The sequence below is a fragment of the Pseudomonas sp. 05T35 genome, assembly GCF_056396605.1.
In genome coordinates this window covers 1-2693 of record NZ_JBFTLU010000534.1, presented here as the reverse complement: position 1 = coordinate 2693, position 2693 = coordinate 1, and the positions used below count along the sequence as shown (strand labels likewise).

The following is a 2693-nucleotide window of genomic DNA, read 5'->3' as shown; positions in this document are numbered from 1 at the left end:
TCACAGAGTAGCGGATGCTGGCTTTCCCTGGCGTACTGGTTGACCTGCATGGCCTTGGTCTCGGCGATGTCGCGGGTAAACACTCCACATACTGCCCGTCCTTCTGTGTGAACGGCCAGCATGACCTTGGTCGCCAGCTCGCGATTCAGGTTAAAAAACACCTCGAGCACTTCGACGACGAAATCCATCGGTGTGTAGTCATCATTGAACAAAACCACCTTGTACATCGGCGGCGCCTGTAACGCAGGCTTAGCCTCCTGTACAGCAATGCCTGCTGAATCGTCGTCGTGTAAATCAGGGCGATCCTGATTGAATGTTAGTCGAATCTGGCTGATAGCATGCATGGAAAGAAAGGTTCGTTAGTTGAGCTGAATACAGTGGTGGGGGCGGCCCCAGAGCTTTTCAACCCCGACTGCTTGGTCACCTTGACTATCGGCAAATCAGTGTTACAACCAATAGAGCCCACGGTGGGTAAAAAAGGTCCGCACGGCCAACCCCATTTCAGGGTTGATGCGGATTAACTGGATGATACTCCAGTGATGGAGTCTGTTGCAGAGGGATATGAGCATGGCTAGCGGTAAGGTCAAGTGGTTCAACAATGCCAAGGGATATGGCTTCATCAACGAGGACGGCAAGGACGAAGATCTCTTTGCCCACTACTCGGCCATTAAAATGGACGGCTACAAGACCTTGAAAGCAGGCCAACCCGTGAATTTCGAGATCATCCAGGGCCCCAAAGGCCTGCATGCGATCAACATCGACTCAGCTACAGTAAAGGCCAATGCGCCCGCGCCTGCGACGACCGTCCAGCACGAGCGCGTGTTGAGCTGATACCACCAAACTCAGAGACATAAAAAAACCGGCCGACTCATCATTTGAGTCGGCCGGTTTTTTTATTTAATGCAAATCAGCTTACATGTGCGAGATCAGCGCATCGCCGAACGCGGAAGAAGACAGCAGTTTGGCGCCCTCCATCAGACGTTCGAAGTCATAGGTCACGGTCTTGGCCGAGATTGCGCCGTTGGTGCCCTTGATGATCAGGTCGGCCGCTTCGGTCCAGCCCATGTGACGCAGCATCATTTCAGCAGACAGAATCAGCGAACCCGGGTTTACCTGATCCTTGCCGGCGTACTTCGGTGCAGTGCCGTGGGTGGCTTCGAACATCGCCACGGTGTCGGACAGGTTGGCACCTGGCGCAATACCGATACCACCCACCTCAGCCGCCAGGGCGTCGGACAGGTAGTCGCCGTTCAGGTTCAGGGTCGCGATAACATCGTATTCAGCCGGGCGCAGCAGGATCTGCTGGAGCATGGCGTCGGCGATGGCATCCTTGACGATGACGTTCTTGCCGGTTTTCGGGTTCTTGAACTGCATCCACGGGCCGCCGTCGAGCAGGGTTGCGCCAAATTCTTCAGCGGCCACTTCGTAGGCCCATTCCTTGAAGGCACCTTCGGTGAACTTCATGATGTTGCCTTTGTGGACGATGGTCAGCGAATCGCGATCATTGTCGACAACGTATTGCAGGGCCTTGCGTGCCAGACGCTTGGTGCCTTCCAGGGAAACCGGTTTGATGCCGATACCGCAGTTCTGGTCGAAACGGATCTTGGTAACGCCCATTTCTTCTTTAAGGAACTTGATGACCTTGGTCGCCTCCGGCGAACCGGCCTTCCATTCGATACCGGCGTAGATGTCTTCCGAGTTCTCGCGGAAGATCGTCATGTCGACGTCGCCAGGCTTCTTGACCGGGCTCGGCACGCCTTCRAACCAGCGCACCGGGCGCAGGCACACATAAAGGTCGAGTTGCTGRCGCAGAGCAACGTTGAGGGAACGGATRCCGCCACCGACCGGCGTGGTCAGMGGGCCCTTGATGGAAACCACGTAATCTTTGACTGCGTCCAGAGTTTCCTGAGGCAGCCAGGTGTCCTGATCGTAAACCTGAGTCGCTTTTTCCCCGGCGTAGACTTCCATCCAGGAAATTTTGCGCTCGCCGCCGTAAGCCTTCTTAACAGCAGCATCGACAACCTTGATCATGACCGGGCTGATATCAACGCCGATACCATCACCTTCAATGAAAGGGATGATCGGGTTGTTAGGAACATTGAGAGAATGGTCTGCATTGACGGTGATTTTGTCGCCGACTGCTGGAACCTGAATCTTCTTGTATCCCATGCTGAACTCCATTGTTTGGATTGAACATCTGGCTTCGTCCGAGCGTACCCCAGTTAAATCGGCACGCAAACCCTATGTTCCATCCATCTGCCGCAAAGCTGCACAGTTCGCGACGTACAAGTCTGAAAGCAAAGGGAAAAGCGCCAAACTCAAGCACGGTGGACGACTCTACGCCGCACGCACGCCTGCGACCTTTAGACCAATGGACGATATTCGTTGCATATGAACCATCGGCAGATTGCCAGCTACCTATGTATAATGCCGCCGCTGACCGCAGGGTCACGCAGGCGAAGCTCCTGCTTCTGGATAAAAAGCTACGAGACTTTACGCCCGATAAGCTGGACTGTTACCGCAGTCCACCCGCTTGACGCTCGACTGATGCACCCAACATCACCGCGAAGAAACCTCGACATTCGGCTCATGGATGACTTTGAACGAACGCGCTTACCCGGCGCCCCTCGAGTTTCTGCGCACGCTTTAGCAAAGAAGAGAGTTAATCCGAATATGCCCAACCGCTCGAAGAT

General features: G+C 54.6%; 3 protein-coding genes. 1 reads left to right on the top strand and 2 read right to left on the bottom strand.

The window, feature by feature from the left end:
- The coding region (gene clpS / locus AC1DH9_RS26715; RefSeq protein ID WP_477809111.1) for an ATP-dependent Clp protease adapter ClpS at window positions 1–344 on the bottom strand (344 nt) is incomplete at its 3' end.
- 223 nt (window positions 345–567) lie between these two features.
- Here clpS and cspD point away from each other — a divergent pair.
- The gene (gene cspD / locus AC1DH9_RS26710) at window positions 568–831 is read left to right on the top strand and encodes a cold shock domain-containing protein CspD (protein WP_427537192.1); all 264 of its coding nucleotides are present in this window, start codon (window positions 568–570) and stop codon (window positions 829–831) included.
- Between the two features lie 81 nt (window positions 832–912).
- Here cspD and icd read toward each other — a convergent pair whose 3' ends face one another.
- Window positions 913–2169 (bottom strand): NADP-dependent isocitrate dehydrogenase, encoded by a 1257-nt coding sequence (icd, locus tag AC1DH9_RS26705; RefSeq protein WP_054597846.1) that lies wholly within the window; start codon window positions 2167–2169, stop codon window positions 913–915.
- Window positions 2170–2693 lie beyond the last annotated feature (524 nt).

Bases quoted from the DNA above. Each gene is read 5' to 3' on its own strand.
- cspD (WP_427537192.1), top strand. From the start codon at position 568: ATGGCTAGCGGTAAGGTCAAGTGGTTCAACAATGCCAAGGGATATGGC.